The sequence below is a fragment of the Companilactobacillus bobalius genome, assembly GCF_002179915.1.
In the GTDB taxonomy this organism is placed as follows: Bacteria; Bacillota; Bacilli; order Lactobacillales; family Lactobacillaceae; genus Companilactobacillus; species Companilactobacillus bobalius.
In genome coordinates, this window is record NZ_MYFM01000005.1 from 87601 (window position 1) to 104671 (window position 17071).

10 protein-coding genes and 1 pseudogene are annotated in these 17071 nt (G+C 36.7%); 2 read left to right on the top strand and 9 right to left on the bottom strand.

Annotation, left to right across the window (positions count from 1 at the left end; all coding sequences use genetic code 11):
- Window positions 1-3: 3 nt before the first annotated feature.
- The 7 genes and pseudogenes from LKACC16343_RS08510 to LKACC16343_RS08540 form a co-directional block, all read right to left on the bottom strand.
- The gene (locus tag LKACC16343_RS08510; protein ID WP_056951121.1) at window positions 4-507 is read right to left on the bottom strand and encodes a cyclophilin-like fold protein; all 504 of its coding nucleotides are present in this window, start codon (window positions 505-507) and stop codon (window positions 4-6) included.
- Between the two features lie 214 nt (window positions 508-721).
- Window positions 722-1591: an aldo/keto reductase gene (locus tag LKACC16343_RS08515; protein ID WP_056951119.1), complete on the bottom strand. Its 870-nt coding sequence runs from the start codon at window positions 1589-1591 to the stop codon at window positions 722-724.
- 128 nt (window positions 1592-1719) lie between these two features.
- A pseudogene (locus tag LKACC16343_RS08520) lies at window positions 1720-1863 on the bottom strand (helix-turn-helix transcriptional regulator); the annotation flags it as partial.
- Window positions 1864-2073: 210 nt separating this feature from the next.
- On the bottom strand, window positions 2074-10683 hold the full coding sequence (locus tag LKACC16343_RS08525; RefSeq protein ID WP_056951117.1) for a beta strand repeat-containing protein: 8610 nt from the start codon (window positions 10681-10683) through the stop codon (window positions 2074-2076).
- Window positions 10684-11117: 434 nt separating this feature from the next.
- Window positions 11118-11984 carry an aldo/keto reductase gene (locus tag LKACC16343_RS08530; RefSeq protein ID WP_056951115.1) on the bottom strand — a complete coding sequence of 289 codons (867 nt, stop codon included), beginning with the start codon at window positions 11982-11984 and terminating at the stop codon, window positions 11118-11120.
- A 41-nt stretch (window positions 11985-12025) separates the two neighbouring features.
- Complete coding sequence (locus LKACC16343_RS08535; protein WP_056951113.1) at window positions 12026-12775, bottom strand: SDR family oxidoreductase; 750 nt, start codon at window positions 12773-12775, stop codon at window positions 12026-12028.
- Window positions 12775-13317, bottom strand: coding sequence for a sugar O-acetyltransferase (locus LKACC16343_RS08540; RefSeq protein WP_056951111.1), 543 nt, complete (start codon window positions 13315-13317; stop codon window positions 12775-12777). Before LKACC16343_RS08540 ends, LKACC16343_RS08535 begins: the two co-directional genes overlap by 1 nt.
- Before the next feature lie 126 nt (window positions 13318-13443).
- Between LKACC16343_RS08540 and LKACC16343_RS08545 the strand changes: the two genes are divergently transcribed.
- Window positions 13444-14094: a nitroreductase gene (locus LKACC16343_RS08545; protein ID WP_056951108.1), complete on the top strand. Its 651-nt coding sequence runs from the start codon at window positions 13444-13446 to the stop codon at window positions 14092-14094.
- 133 nt (window positions 14095-14227) lie between these two features.
- On the opposite strand, the gene LKACC16343_RS08550 is transcribed toward LKACC16343_RS08545, so the two are convergent.
- Complete coding sequence (locus LKACC16343_RS08550; protein ID WP_056951106.1) at window positions 14228-15010, bottom strand: alpha/beta hydrolase family protein; 783 nt, start codon at window positions 15008-15010, stop codon at window positions 14228-14230.
- 144 nt (window positions 15011-15154) lie between these two features.
- Between LKACC16343_RS08550 and LKACC16343_RS08555 the strand changes: the two genes are divergently transcribed.
- Window positions 15155-16489 carry a dihydrolipoyl dehydrogenase family protein gene (locus LKACC16343_RS08555; protein WP_056951105.1) on the top strand — a complete coding sequence of 445 codons (1335 nt, stop codon included), beginning with the start codon at window positions 15155-15157 and terminating at the stop codon, window positions 16487-16489.
- A 211-nt stretch (window positions 16490-16700) separates the two neighbouring features.
- Here the strand turns inward: LKACC16343_RS08555 and LKACC16343_RS08560 are convergent, their stop codons facing one another.
- On the bottom strand, window positions 16701-17015 hold the full coding sequence (locus tag LKACC16343_RS08560) for a hypothetical protein (RefSeq protein WP_143444209.1): 315 nt from the start codon (window positions 17013-17015) through the stop codon (window positions 16701-16703).
- Window positions 17016-17071 lie beyond the last annotated feature (56 nt).

Here is a 17071-nt window from a genome sequence, read left to right on the forward strand (position 1 = left end):
AAATTAATCCTTAGATATCCTAATATCGACATTATTACCCATATTCTTAATTACACTACGATAATTAGCAGAATCGAATTTTCCAATGATATGAATTCCCTCGTAATACTCTTCAGTTCCCCAATAAAGAACAATTCTCTGTTCTGGAGACCAGTAACCAATTGAACCCTTTGTTCCAACATGTCCACTAGGCATTCCCTTAGTAGATAAACTATGATTTAAATCAGCAACTTTTTCTGGCAATCCTGCATAATCTCTAAAACTCAAAGTAACTGGTAATTCTTTAGCAAAAGCTTTGGCAGCACTGGAATTGTTTAAATGTGCTTTCAAATTTGTACCATTAATTGAAACTGTAATTTTTACATTAGTTTTTGGATCAGATGTCGTTACTTGACTAACCCTATTTTTAGAAACAGCCTGACTGGATGTCTGTTCTTTCTTCTGACCACAACCAGTTAGTAATATCAATGTGCCTATGACAAGTAGAACATTTTTTAAAATTTTCATCTTTTTCTCACCATTTTCTGAAATTGTCTTCATGGTAGAGCCAAGTTTGAATTATGTCTAATACCAATATTCTATAGATGCCTATTACTTTTAGTTATACTAGGAAAATCTACAAAATAGTAATAGCTATTAAAATAGGCCATCTATCAACGACTAATGTCATAAGATAGATAGCCTATTTAATTTTAAAAAGTATTTTTACCAACTTGTTAAATTAGTCGTTAGCATGAACATCAAAAGCGTTCAAAAGCATTTCTTCAACGCCGTCATCATCAGGATTGTGCATTCCTTTACCATTACGGTCCAAAGCACGGATAGCATCCATTTCGTCTGATGTTAAAGCAAAATCAAAGATTTCCTTGTTTGACTTGATACGTGCTTCATGAACTGATTTAGGAAAGACGATTACACCTTCTTGATGTTCGAAGCGAAGAATAATTTGACCGACATCTTTGCCATATTTCTTAGCCAAATCGTTCAACAATGGTTCTGCGAACAAATCTTTACTTCCTTGACCTAATGGAGCCCAAGCTTCAAGTGTTACATGAGCATCAGCCATAATCTTACGCAATTCTTTTTGTTGGAAATAAGGATTGTATTCAATTTGGTTAACACTTGGCATTGTAGCAAAGTTTGGTACCCACTTGTTCCAGATCTTAGGTGTCATATTTGAAACACCAATTGAACGAATTTTACCAGCAGCCTTAGCTTCTTCCATAGCCTTCCAAGCTTCATCAACTTTACCATATGGTTGGTGAATCAAGTAAAGATCCATGTAATCTAAACCTAATTTTTGAAGTGATGTATCAATAGCTTTTTTAGCATCTTCGTAAGCAAAATCTTGTAGCCATAGTTTTGAAGTAACCCAGATTTGATCACGAGGAATGCCACTATCTTTGATGGCCTTACCGACTTCTTGTTCATTGAAGTAAGCTACAGCTGTATCAATGTGGCGATAACCTAATTTCAAAGCATCACTAACTGCTTTATAAGTTGAACCGTCAGCGGGAATTTGAAAAGTACCGAAACCAAATGATGGGATTTCTGTACCATCGTTTAATTTAAAGTTTGTAATGTCTGTCATATGATTGAACCTCTCTTTAATTGTTTATTTCTTAATCAATGACATTAGTATAAAGCCAGATTCAGAATAAAAAAATTACTAAAATGGCATAGTAGTATACGTTATACACATACTATGATTTTCTAAATTCAACTTTTAAATTTAGCAATATATTTAATTTCTAACTTGATCCCCGTAGCATCAGCAATTTCATTTAATAGATCCAAACTTACATTAACTTTACCTGTTTCAATTCGTCCTATTGTTGACCGTGGCTTGCCAATATATTCGGCAAACTTTCTTTGCCTCTATCATTTATATAAGATTCTAAATTCCCCATAATTGATCCATCCTTTATTCCATTCTTTTGCGTTTGTGATAGCGTAGTTGCTATTGTAAATCTGCTTTGCTACATTACTAATATTTAATACTACTTCTAAATCACGAAAAAAAGGAAGACCTCTCGGCCTTCCTTTTCATATTTAAAATCAATCTGTTTCTACTTAATACCAAGCCTTAGTGTCTAAATAAACACCTTCAACTTTTTTTACCCATTCATTTGTTGCTACTCGATAATAAACATTTCCGGCTGGATCAATAGCCTCTTTATCGGCTAACCATGAAGTGTCCTTTTGAAGCGCACGATTCTTTATAACTTCACGATCGATATTGTAAAGCTTGTAATAAGAACTAGCTTCATTGACATTGACGATACCTTTAATATTTTTAATAAAGGTTACATCGTGTGAGTCGATCCATTCGTTTGTTGCAACATGGTATTGTTTAACTCCTGCACGGTTAGTACGGTATTGATCTGTTAGCCATGAAGATTGTTTAATTAAAGCACGATTCTTCACTGTTTCATTAGTCCAATTCTTCAATGAATAATAATCTTGTCCGATAACTGTTCTAACAACACCAGAATCTTTGTAATAGGTCCAGTCATCTTCATTATCAATCAAGTATACATCGCGAGAATCAATCCATTCGTTTGTCGCAACACGATATTGTTTAACTCCCGCACGATTTGTCCGATATTCATCAGTTTTCCATAAAGTATTCTTATCTAATTCACGGTTCTTAATCATTTCGTTAGCACGATTATTCAATTGATATGAATCTTGATCAGCCTTAGTTTTGACTACGCCATAATTGTCATAGTAATAAGTCCAATCATCTTCATCACCATTTCCAACAAAGTATACATCGTTAGAATCAATCCATTCGTTTGTCGCAACACGATACTGTTTAACTCCCGCACGATTTGTCCGATATTCATCAGTTTTCCATGAAGTATTCTTATCTAATTCACGATTCTCAATCGCTTCGTTAGCACGGTTATTCAATTGATATGAATCCTGATCAGTCTTAGTTGTGACCACACCATAATTATCATAGTAGTAGGTCCAGTCATCTTCATCACCTGTACCGGTAGTATTATTGTTATTTCCGGTATTGCTGCCAGTGTTGTTACCTGTGTTACCACCAGTATTTGTATTTGGTTTAACAGTAATTTCACGGATATAAGTTACTGACTTACCGTCTTGAGAAACTATTCCATCACCAAAATCATAAGCATTATTATCATTTTCAGCCAATGGGAAAGTAACTCTTTGATAGTAAGATCCTTCTCTCAAATCACCAGTAACATTACCATCATCAGATGTAGCATTCTGAGCATTTTGCTTGGTACTGAAAATACCACTAAAGGTTGGATTGCCAGAATTAATAGCATTTCCCTTGTCATCTTGCAAAGTTACTCCAGTTGGATCTTTCAAACTAGCTGCATCAGATGAAGTATTGTAACTAACACTTGGACTGACAATAGTTGCCGTAGCAGGATTAGTTGAAGCATCAATTCTTTGAAGGAAACTAACCGTACTATCAGTCTTATTAACTTCTCCCTTAATGGCGCTAAAGTCATAGTTAGCAATTGTATTAGCTGAAACTTTGAAGATAACCTTACGGTAATAAGTACCCTTTTTAGCGATTGTATAGTCATGGGCATCGCTAGAATCAGCCGGTGTTAAGGTATTATCTTTCATAATATAGTATTCAGGACTAAAGCTAATGCCGGCAACAGCAGTTGGAGCATCAATCAAACTATTTCCGTCAGCATCAGTTAATGAATAGCCGACCTTAGAACTCAAACTCGAATCTTCACCATTAACATCAACTTTAACATTCTTAGTATCAGTAACAGCTTGGCTTACCTTAGTTCCACTTTCTTGTCCGACTGAAATTGGTTGAACATAAGTGATTACTCCATCTTTATTGGAGATAACATTTGGATCAACGAACGAATATCTATCAGCGTCAGCAGCCTTGAATGTAATAACACGATAGTATGTTCCAACTGTGTCAAAACTTGTTATAGGATCACTAAGCTTTCCGGCATCATAATTCTTATATACAGTTGTACCTGCACTTGCTTCAGTTTTGATGGTCTTTCCATCAGTAGTCTTTAGAGTATATTTCTCGTTAGTTGCTGGTAATGTTGATACCAAACTACCAACTGTAGAGGTTACTTTATCAACATTAACTGTTGCCACAGTTACCTCTGGAGCTGTTACATTAATTGCCTGAATATAAGTAATTATTCCATCTTTATTAGAGATAACATTTGGATCAGTGAACGTATATTGATCATTATCGTTGACAACTTTGAATGTAATGACACGGTAGTATGTTCCAGCCGTATCAAAGCTTGAATCTTTTACAAGATCACTTAGTTGTTGATTCCTATATACAGTTGTACCTGCACTTGCTTTAGTTTCGATGGTCTTTCCGTCAGCGGTGGTCAAAGTGTAGTTCTTGTTAGTTGCTGGTAATGTTGATACCAAACTACCAACTGTGGAAGTTACTGTATCGGTATTAACCGTTGCTGCTATGGAATTAGTTGTTGCTTTACTTACAGTCACTTGTTGGGCAAATGTTACTGTCCCATCACCATTATCAATATAATCTTTTCCACTTGTTCCATTGATTGCATAATCACTCAATGATTTACCATCAGATAATGTTAGTGTTACGAGACGATAATATACGGATGCGGTTGTAAATGAACCCGTAATTCCATCGATATTGTTCAAAGCATTAATTGCACTAGTGAAGTATTGATCTCCATAGCTTGTTTTTGTTGAATCAATGATTGAATTTCCGTCATCTAATGTTATATCTGCTGTTCCATTATCTGTTAATTTATTTACGGAATCGCCAACCTTAGCATTGGCTCCAGTTATATTAGACGTTACTGACGGAACCGTTACTGTTGGAGCTGTTACGGTTACTTCTTGGGCAAACGTTACTGTCCCATTACCATTATTAATGTAATCTTTTCCACTTGTTCCGTTGATTGCATAATCACTTAATGATTTACCATCGGCTAACGTTAGTGTTACGAGACGATAATATGGTTTATCTGATGTTGTTACTGTTGTGAATGCACCCGTTGTTCCATCGATATTCTTCAAAGCATTAGTTGCACTAGTATAGTATTGGTTTCCATAACTTGTTTTCGTTGAATCAATTATTGAATTTCCGTCATCTAATGTTATATCTGCTGTTCCATTATCTGTTAATTTATTTACGGAATCGCCAACCTTAGCATTGGCTCCAGTTATATTAGATGTTACAGATGGAGCTATTACATTGACCTTTTGAAGATAAGTTACTGTATTATCATTTTTATTAATTTGAGCATCTGTAGCACCCTTGATCGTATAAGAATTCAAGGCACCTTCCGTCAAATGAAGAATAACTGTACTATAGTAAGTTCCCGCTTTGCCATAAACTGTTCCATTTACTGGATCAGTTGTTGCACTAGTCTTTCCACCTAGAATATCTGCTAAAGCCGCAGCCTCATCGGTATTATCAGCTGGGTAATAACTTCCAAATGTGACGTTATCTACGATTGAATTGCCATTAATAATCTTTTTGTTTTCGTTACCCTGTTCTGAAGCAATATCGGTACCAGAGGTAACCGTAACATCGTCATTACCGTTAAGAGTTAGAGAAACTTCAGCGGCATCTACAGTAACCGGTTGAGCAAATGTTACTGTCCCATCGCCATTATCAATGTAATCTTTTCCGCTTATTCCATTGATTGCATAATCACTCAACAATTTACCATTGGCTAATGTAACTGTTATGAGACGATAGTATGGTTTATTTAATGCGGTTATTGTTGTGAATGCACCCGCTGTTCCATCAATATTGTTCAAAGCATTAGTTGCACTAGTGAAGTATTGATCTCCATAGCTTGTTTTTGTTGAATCAATAATTGAACTTCCATCATTTAATGTTATATCTGCCGTTCCATCATCGGTTACTTTATCTGCAGTTTCACCAACTTTAGCAATGGCTCCAGTTATATTAGACGTTACAGATGGAGCTATTACATTGACCTTTTGAAGATAAGTTACTGTATTATCATTCTTATTAATTTGAGCATCTGTAGCACCCTTGATTGTATAAGAGTCTAAGGCATCTTTCTTCAAGTGAAGAACAACTGTACGATAATAAGTTCCCGCTTTGCCATAAACTGTTCCATTTACTGGATCAGTTGTTGCACTAGTCTTTCCACCTAGAATATCTGCTAAAGCCGCAGCCTCATCGGTATTATCAGCTGGGTAATAACTTCCAAATGTGACACTATCCACGATTGAATTATTCTTAACAATCGTATTAGTTTCTCCACCTTGTTCTGAGAAAATGTCTTCACCAGAAGTAACTGTTACATCTCCATTTAGAGTTGGAGTAAATTCGGCAGCTTCTACCGTAACCTTTTGAAGATAAGTTACCGTATTAGCATCCTTATCAATTTGAGCATCTGTAGCACCTTTGATTGTATAAGAATTCAAGGCACCTTCCGTCAAATGAAGAATAATTGTACGATAGTAAATTCCAGCTTTACCATAAACTGCTCCATTTACTGGATCAGTTGTTGCACTGATCTTTCCATCTAGAATATCAGTCAATGCCACAGTTTCATCAGTATTATCGGCTGGGTAATAATCTCCGAATGTAACCTTATCTACGAGTGAAGTGCCATTAACACCGGTAATCGTATTAGTTTCTCCACCTTGTTCTGAGGAAATGTCTTCACCAGAAGTAACTGTTACGTCTTCTTTAAGTGTTGGAGTAACCTCGGCGGCTCCCACGGTAACTGGTTGAGCAAATGTGACTGTCCCATCGCCATTATCAATGTAATCTGTTCCGCTTATTCCGTTGATTGCATAATCACTCAACAATTTACCATTGGCTAATGTTAGTGTTACTCGACGATAATATGGTTTATCTGATGTAGTTACTGTTGTGAATGCACCCGTTGTTCCATCGATATTGTTCAAAGCATTAGTTGCACTGGTGAAGTATTGATCTCCATAGGCAGTTTTATCAATGATTGAACCTGTTCCATCATTTAACGTTATATCTGTTGTCCCATTATCTGATACATTATCTGCAGTTTCGCCAACCTTAGCAGTAGCTCCTGTTATTTTAGATGTTACTTTTGGGACTGTTACAGTGACCTTTTGGAGATAAGTTACTGTATTATCATTCTTATTAATTTGGGCATCTGTAGCACCATTGATTGTATAAGAATCTAGGGCACCTTTCTTCAAGTGAAGAACAACTGTACGATAGTAATCTCCAGCTTTACCATAAACTGTTCCATTTACTGGATCAGTTGTCGTATTAGTATTATTACCACTTAAGATGTCTGCCAAAACTACAGCTTCATCGTCATTATCGGCTCGGTAATAATCTCCGAATGTAACCTTATCGACGAGTGAAGTACCATCAACTCCGGTAATCGTATTAGTTTCGTTACCTTGCTCTGAAGAAATATCTTCACCAGAAGTAACTGTTACATCTCCTTTAAGTGTTGGAGTAACTTCAGCAGTACCTACAGTAACTGGTTGAGCAAATGTGACCGTGCCATCACCATTATCAATGTAATCTGTACCGCTTGTTCCATTTATCTCATAATCACTCAATTTGCCGCTAGCTAATGTAAGTGTTACGCGACGATAATATGGATCAGTGGTAGATGCAGTTGTAAATGGCCCTTCTGTACCATCAGTTTTGCTCAAAGCATCAGCCTCACTAGTGAAGTATTGATTTCCATAACTAGTTTTTGTCGCATCAATGATTGAACTTGTTTGAGTCGTTCCATCATCTAATGTTGTTTCTGTCGTTATATCCGTTGTCCCATTATCTGATACATTATCTGCAGTTTCGCCAACACTAGCAGTGGCTGTAGTTATATTAGATGTTACATCTGGAGCTGTTACATTGACTTTTTGAAAATAAGTAACTGTATTATTTTTTTTATCAACACTAACAAAATTTTTATCAGTACTATAATCAAAACCGTTAACCCAACCGTCTAACAGCGGAATGGTTACTTTACGATAGAAGGATCCTGTTTTAGCAAAAACACCATTGATTACCACTCCAGAGTCCACGTTTTCATGATTAATATCATCATAAAAAATATTTGAGTACTCAACAGATCTAGCATTCTCATCGTCGCTATTATTATTGTAAGGTTTCGTTCCAGCGAAACCATATGGATGGATATAGATAGATACTCCTGAATCTTCTATAGGAGGAGTTGACATCTCAATATCCGTAAGCTTCGAGCCAAAATTAACATTCTCTTCATCGATGTTTACTTCTGGCGTAACAGAAGTGAAGGTGCCCTTTTGAGCATAGGTAATTGTGTCACCATTAATAGTATAGTCTTCACCTTCCACTAGACCACTCGGTTCAAAATTAATTTCATCCTTTATACTAGTTCCATCAATTAAGGTAATAGTAACAGTATGATAAATTACATCACCATCTAATCCAAATAAGCGCTTAACAGATTTATAAGCGTGGGAAGAGTCAGCAGCAGCAACATTTTTCAAAGCCTCTTCCTTACTGTCAGTCCAATTAGTTCCGTACACAATACCATTAACAAGGTTCTTTCCTGCACTGTCTGTTACGGTTGGTTGGTCAATTGGCAGGTTTGCTGATGTTTTATCTGGTGACCAGTTCTTACCCATAAGTGTTCTACCCGAACTAACTGTTGTAGCTGGAAGTGTGACAGTTGCACTAGTTGCTATGTGAACCTTTTGAATGTAAGTTACAGTGTTATTAGTTGTATCCTTACTATATGTTTGACCACTGGCTTCAAAATTATTGGTATCAATTGTACCCTTGACTAAGTAGAAGGTAATCGTACGTAGATAATCACCATCTTTAGCAAATTTATTGTTGGCATCAACAACTCCAGGTTTAGCAGTTGCCTTACCATTTAGAATGTCACTATAAGTGCTGTCCCCGTTATCAACATAATAATCAGTTCCAAAACTGATTCCGTTATTACCTTGAGAATGATCAATTAATGCCTCATCAGTTCCGTTGCTTAATGTATCACCTGAAACGTCACTGGTAGTATCTGATACTGGATTACCGACCGCCGAACTTGGACTGTCAATATTAGCTGAAACACCATTTTGAACTGTAACCGGCTGTGAAAATGTAACAGTGGTATCAGTAGTACCAACGTAATTATTACCTGAGAATTTAAGAGAATTTGTACTTCCATTGGCTAGGGTAAAGGTTACTCTACGATAGTATGTTCCGGTCTTTGCAAATTTCCCATTATCAACTACATCCGTTGCCACATCTGCATCTGATGTTTTGATATCTTTATAATAAGTTGTACCAAACTCAATTCCACTAGTAGCAAATTCATTTCCAGATTCATCCTTTAATTTATCATCAGATGTATCTGACAAAATAGAATTATCTGTCGGAGAAGCTGAAGAACCTACAGTAACTTGGGGGGTAGTTAAATCAGAACCAATAGTACCCTCAACAACAACTGGTCGAACGATAGTCAACATTCCGATAACTTTATCGCTTGAATTCTTTTCCCTGTTGAAGACATAATCACCATTCTTACCATCTGTAGCCTGAGTATCACTGCCATTGATATATGTTTCATATGGTTGAATTACAGTACCTGTTAAATCATCATCTGCACCACTTAACATATATTCAATGGCTTTATCTTTTCCATTATCCAACTTAAAAGAAACAGTTTGATAATATGGTCCACCCGTAACAGCTTTGCCATCTTTATCTACAGTGCCCTCTACTTTGCTCGTAGAATCATTTGGATCAAAGGTATTACTTTGAGCATACCCTAAAGCAGCACTAGCTGAATTAAAGAGATGTTTTCCGTAAATAGCTTTTCTGCCCATATCTTCAGAATCACTAGTTAAATTAGAAAAATTATCAGTTACAGAAAGTGAATCATTTCCACTCTGTAATGGACTATTCTGATCCGAAATAGATGTACCATGCGATACCGACACTTGATTAGTATCTTTAGTTATATCAAATCTACTTGAGTATACTTTGAAAGAAAAATCTGTTAAATCACTACTTACACCATACAAAGAACCTTGTGGATAAGTTGTCCCATAACCATCTTTAGAATCTTTACTCTGAACTAAGTGAACCCCAACAGTTATAGGCAACTTAATATTTTTATTTTTAATTTCATATGCCAATTGTGCAAGACTATCAGGATCATTGGAATCATTAGAATTCGTACCAAGATGAGTAAGTGTTTCTGGGGAGTTTTTACCATCGACAGTAATTGATAAATAGCCCTTAATATCACGATAATAATAGTCTGTTAAATCCCAACTATCAGATGTCCCAAAATATCCAGGTGACGTGCCTAATTCCGTAACTTTATCTCGATCTTTTAATCCACTTATACCTTTATTATTTTGGATATCATAAAGATACTGTGGATTTTGGGGATTAAAGTAAAAGAAACTAGTTCCCTTATCTGTGTTTATCATATTTTGTAAAGCAGCTACCAAACTATCTGTACTTGAAATATATCTATCATCGAATTGGTTCCTAAAATTTGTCAACATATCCTTTGCCGATGCAGGTGCTTTATCTGGAGGAAGAATTTCTCCAGCCGCCTTAACGACAATTGTTGGAATTACTTGATTAATAATAATTGGAGAACCGGCGGCAAGCAGTGCGACTGCAACAGCGCTACCTATATATTTAATATTCTTTTTTTTCATCATAAAATCCCCTCCGATTTTCGACGAGCAATTAATTAGCTTAATACCTTAAATTTTAGCACTATCAAAAAAAATATAACCAATATTTCGATAAACTTATACATTTAAAATGATTTAATTCTATAAAGCAAATAATGTTTTGAATTAATTTGGGGTTGAATGCACCATTTTTTTGAAATCATTTTATTTTTTTATGCTTTTTCTTCATTATCGATTGAAATATAAACAAAAGTTATTATTTTTAAACCACTATAATTGTGATTCCAATATAGAAAAATAGTGATTTTGATTATTAACTATTTTTAAGATATGTGAAAATTAACTGTACTAGAAAAAATATCAAAAAAAGTGCCTCATAATTATTAGATTTCTCTTCTAACAATCATTAGGCACTTTACTTCTTATATACATGAGTTAATATAAACGTTTTTTATACCTTATAGTTTCCCACCAAAGACTGGGAATACACTAGCATCACCATATTCCATTTGGTCAAGTTTTGCCAAAGTCTCCATGTCTTCATCAGAAATTTCAAAGTCGATATCAGCGTTTGACTTCATGTGATCTGGGTTAGCTGTCTTAGGTAAAACAACTACGTTTAATTGCCAATCGTAACGAATGCACAATTGTGGCACGCTGACGTTGTATTTAGCAGCCATCTTCTTGATAAGATCATTATTCATTGCGGCACCGTGAGCAATTGGTGAGAATGCTTCAACAACAATCCCGTTATCCTGTGAATACTTGATAATATCAGTTGGTGTATCACCAATATGGATTTGAACTTGGTTGACGGCAGGTTTAGTATCACTATTCTTAATCAAATTATTCAAGTCTTCTTTTTGGAAACTTGAAACACCAATTGTCTTTAACTTACCGGCTTTAACAGCGTCTTCCATTGCACGCCATGTTTCCAAATTGCCCTCAAAGTGACGGTCGTTGCCTTGGTTAACTTCTTTCCAAGGTTGTGGATTATGAATAATCATCATATCCAAGTAATCTAAGCCCATCTTATTCAAAGTTTCATCGATTGATTGTTTAGCTTCATCGTAATTCTTGATTTCAGCCGCAACTTTTGAATTAACGAAAAGTTGATCACGAGGTATTCCAGCATTACGAACACCTTCACCGACACCACGTTCATTACCATATGCTTGAGCAGTATCAATATGTCTGTAGCCAATCTTAACCGCATTCTTTACAGCATCAGCTGTTTGATCGTCAGGAATTTCCCAAACACCTAAGGCTAATTTAGGAATCTTCACACCATTATTCATCGTAAATGTTTCATCAAAAACTGTCATAAAATCCTCCTTGTTTGTAACCGTTTCTATTATAAGTTTGTTTATACCTCTTGTCCTGTAGGACGAATTACCATTTCATTTACGGCCATATTAGCTGGGGTATCAATTACAAAAGCAACCGCTTGGGCGATTTCTTCTGGTCGAAGAGCCATTATTTCTGAACCAGGTTGCTTCATAGCTTCTTTCAAACCATTACGTACTTCGTCATTGTTGATCGAATCGAAAAGTTCAGTCTTAACAGAACCTGGGGCAATAATTGTTGTCTTGATATTATTCTGATGTTCCTCTTGGCGGAGTCCTTCCATAATTGCACGAACGGCATACTTAGTACCTGAATAAGCTGCATAGCCGGGTAAAACTTCATAGCCTAAAACTGATGAAGTGGTGATCACATGACCACTCTTTTGCTTTTTCATAATTGGTAGAGCTGCTGCAATACCATTTAGAACGCCTTTAACATTGATGTCCATCATATTTTGCCATTCATCACGAGCAATTTGGTCCAAGTTATTAACTGGCATGATTCCTGCATTATTGAACAAAGCATCAACACGACCATATTCAGCTACAGTTTTATCAATAACATTTTGAACCTCATCAGCTTTAGTAACATCAGCTTCTACTGCTAAAATATCACCATCAGGATTATCTTTTTTAATTTCTTCCAAACGATTCATTCTTCTGGCGGCGATGGTTACTTTAGCACCCTCACTAGCCAAAAGTTTTGCAGTAGCGGCACCGATACCACTAGAAGCTCCCATAATTACAACAACTTTATCTTTTAAACTCATTAATTTTCTACCTCAATTCTTCTAATAATTTTAGCTGGTACTCCAGCCACAATCGTATTAGCGGGAACATCTTTCGTTACCACAGCCCCAGCACCTACAATTGCATTTTCACCAATAACTGTTCCCGGCGTGACAGTGACATTCGCGCCCAACCAAGCGTTATCGTGAATATAAACTGGTTTTAAATCTAAATGTCGTCTTTGACTAGGATCAATCTGATGATTAACTGAAACAATCGTCACATTAGGTCCAATCAAAACTCTATTTCCAATATAAATTCCACCTAAATCAGTGAAAGTTACACCGGCATTAATGAAGACGTTCTTACCTAAGTGCAAGTTACGTCCATAATCAGTGTAAAAAGGTAAACGGATTTCAGTCGATGGATCAACCTTCTCATCAATGATTTGACTGACTACTTTGCGAACTTCATCAATATCATGCGCACCAGTATTCAATTCTTGAACTAATTTTTGATTTACATCGATATTTTTCTGAATCTCATCATATGCTGGCGTATCTAAGTTTAATTTTGATTCCAAACGACTACCTCATTTCCTAACTCATTGATTGATTTCATTATACGGATTGACTATTATAATGTTAAATACTTATTAATAATGGATTACTATAGCTTTTAGTAATACTTAAAAGAAATGGAGAAGAATATGGATTTTACAGATGTCGTTACTAAGCGTCACTCGGTTCGAGATTTCAAAGATCAACCAGTCACTCAAAAAGACTTAACAGAGCTTATTAAACTAGCCCAACGTGCCCCTTCTTGGGTTAATTCCCAGCCTTGGAAAGTTTACGTTGCTACAGGTAAAACTCTCCAAAATATTAAGGATACTTACGTCCAAAGAAATTCCGAAAAAGGTAATCCTGACTTCCCAGTCATGCACCGTGATGACTGGAGTTCTGAGACTCAAATCAATATGAAACAGTGGCGTCATGAAATCGTCCACCACTTTGAAAACTTTGATGAAGCTCACGAAAAAATGAGTGGTGCCAGCACTAATCTTTATCATTCACCTGCAATAATTTTTCTTACGATTCCTAAAGGTTCCTCACTATGGTCCGTCTTCGATGCTGGTTCATTTGCCCAGACTTTGATGTTAGCATCTAAAGATAAGGGACTAGATACAATTCCAACGTACACCAGCGTGCGTTTTCCAGACGTTATCCGCCAGGCAATGGAAATTCCTGACGACGAAACTTTGGTTATTGGTATTTCTATTGATTATCCTAAAGATGCCACAATCAACACTTACCAATCAAAACGTGAACCCGTTGAGAATATCTTAAAATTTAAAGACTAAAAAACTCAGTGTATTAACCATATTGATGGCCTACACTGAGTTTTTTTGTACTTATAAATTGTTTTATAGTGGAAACGAGCTACACAAGCCAGATTCCTGTGCCGGCGCTTCGCTACCGACTGAGAAAGTGGTCTTAATCCTCGGGAGCTAACCGCCCTTGTTCCGCTCTCTCTAGAAAGAATCTCGTCGTTATATTCAAGGCTTCTTGACGAGAATTTCCAATGGAAAATCCATGATCGGCATCATCTAATAAATGTAACTGATCATTTTGATAAACGTCATCGTATCTAGTTGAAGCAATCTTATCAACCACGGTATCTTTCAAACCGTGCAACAAACAAACTGGACCTTGATACTCTTTAGCAACGTCATAAATCGGTAAAGTTTGGGCCGTTCGAAGATAAAAACCACCTAATGTTAAACCTTTTTTGATTGGCAAAGTATCTGGAATATTTTGCGGATCATACGTATAACCTTGTGTGTTGCCTTTCAAAGCATCATCTCTTAAAGTTGCAGCTGGTGCTAGAAGCGCCAATTTATCGATTTTGTCATGATAGTAACCGGCAATCATACTAGCAACTACTCCACCTTGAGAATGTCCCAAAAGATATAACTTCTTAACACCCTTAATACTGCAAGCGTAATCCAAAATGGCTTTACCATCACTGATTTCATTCAAAACAGTCATATCTTGAAAACGACCATCGCTTTGGCCGTGACCATTAAAGTCAAAACGCAAGGTAGCCATACCCTCAGATTCAAAACGTTGTGCCAATTGATAAAGTAGTTGATCTGGATCGACGCCACGATTGGAAGTAAAACCATGCATCAAAACTACTAAATTGAATTCCTCAGTTTGTGGTTTGACTAGTGTCCCTCGTAAAGTTAGACCATCACGTTTTATTTCAACATCCATTTTCTGATTCTCCTTTTTGATTATTCTAGTCCTACCTCACTACTTCTGCCAAAGAAATTTCGTAGACGGCTACCATATTAATTGTCATGATATACGAAATGTTTTAAATTGGAGGTATAAAATAATTTTTGGAGGGATACTTTAATGTCAAAAAAATTCGATTATGATGTGCTCTATATTGGTGCTGGTCACGCAACTTTCGATGGTGGCGCTCCTTTAGCAAAGACCGGGGTTTCTGTTGGTGTTATTGAAAGCGGACTTGTCGGTGGAACTTGCCCTAACCGTGGCTGTAACGCCAAAATCACAATTGACGAACCTGTCAAAATGACCCGTGAAGCTCAACGGATGAATGGTATCCTCAAAGGTGATTTAAAGATTGATTGGACTAAAAACATTGAACATAAACAAGAAATTATCGATGTGTTACCTCAAGGATTAACCGACCGTTTGGAAAGTGCTGGCGCTACAATTATTCACGGCCACGCTCAATTCAAAGATAATCATACTGTAATTGTTGATGGAAAAACTGAAGTTACAGCTGAAAAAATCGTTATCGCAACTGGCCTCAGACCGCATCGTCTAGATATTCCCGGCACTGAATTAGCTCACGACAGCGAAGACTTTTTAAACCTCAAGACTTTACCTGAGAAAATTACAATTGTGGGGTCTGGCTATATCGGGATGGAGTTCGCTACCATCGCCAACGAAGCTGGTGCTGACATTACCGTTATGCTCCATTCAGATAAAGTATTAAGAAAATTCTATCAACCTTACGTTGAAAAAGTGGTTAACGACTTAAAAGAACGTGGTGTTAAATTCATCGAAAATTCCAACGTTCAAGCCTTCACCAAAACCGACAAAGGTTATCAAGTAACTTATGGTGATAATCAAACCCTCGATACTGATTGGATCTTAGACGCAACTGGCCGTATTCCTAACTTAGATGAATTAGGGCTCGACAAAATTGGCGTTGAATTCGATAAAACCGGAGTCTTCGTAAACGACCATCTGCAAACAAATGTAGATAACATTTATGCTGCCGGAGACGTTGTTTCCAATGACCTACCAAAAGTCACACCAGCCGCCTACTTCGAATCCAAATATCTAATGAAACTATTTTCCGGACAAACAACCGATGCCATCAAGTATCCCGTTATCCCATCAGTTGTCTTCACATCACCACGCATTGCTCAAGCCGGAATTTCAGTTGATGAAGCCCAAAAGAAAGGTTACGAAATCAGTACAAACGACCTAGCCAACTACTGGTACTACCAAGTTGACAAAGAACCAATCGCTGAAAGTAAGCAAATCCATGATAAAGACGGTCATTTGATTGGAGTAACCGAAGTAAGTGACCAAGCTCAAGATGCAGTCAACGCGTTATTACCAGCCATCGAATTCAAATTCGACCGCGAACAAATCAACCGATTAATAGGAATCTTCCCAACAATCGGCTACGCCGCTTGGCACCGAGCATAAAATCAGAGAGCGAAACAAGGGCGGTCAGCTCCCGAGGATTAAAACTACTTTCTCAGTCGGTAGCGAAGCGCCGGCAGAGAAAGTTGACTTAACCGGAAGGAGTTGCCCTTGTGTAGCTCGTCTCCACTATATTGCATAGAACCATGGTTATTAAAAAAACAAAAAACCAGTGCAGCATCCATCAAAAAAGATGGAAACTACACTGATTTTTTTACTCTATCATTTCAGTCATAAGATGATCTTCCAAATAATTGTAGCCACCATAACCACTGTAAATGAAGACATACTTCAAACCTTGATACATAAAACTCATCTGATTCCAACTCTGATACTTACCTGACGAAATATCACTAATTTCAGATACGAGAATCTTAATATCATGCTCACGCAGATTCCCCTTCAAAACTGAAACGGACAACACGTTCTTTGAAAAAGAAAGATCAACATAACCATACGAAACATTATTCTTACCATTAAAAATTTGTACATATGCAAACATCTTTGTCACTTTCCTTTCTGAATTCATCTATAATGTAGACCCTCGAACGCGTTTTATAGCAAGTACTTTGTTATCTTTCTCTT